The following is a 252-nucleotide window of genomic DNA, read 5'->3' as shown; positions in this document are numbered from 1 at the left end:
ATCTAGAGGCTTTTCTCGGCAGTGTGAAATCAACGACTCGAAGACACAATGTCTTCTCCCCATCACAGCTCAGCCTTAACGAGTACCGGATTTGCCTAATACTCAGCCTTACTGCTTAGACGTGCAATCCAATCACACGCTTCGCCTATCCTACTGCGTCCCCCCATCGATTAAAACGATTATAGGTGGTACAGGAATATCAACCTGTTATCCATCGCCTACGCCTGTCGGCCTCAGCTTAGGACCCGACTA

The 252-nt window shown here is 49.2% G+C and carries 1 rRNA gene; it reads right to left on the bottom strand.

The features are described from left to right. Nucleotides 1–252 (bottom strand): 23S ribosomal RNA (locus ACH65_RS18400); the annotation flags it as partial.

The organism is Frateuria defendens, assembly GCF_001182895.1.
GTDB classification, from domain to species: Bacteria; Pseudomonadota; Gammaproteobacteria; order Xanthomonadales; family Rhodanobacteraceae; genus Frateuria_B; species Frateuria_B defendens.
This window is presented reverse-complemented; position numbering and strand designations above follow the sequence as displayed.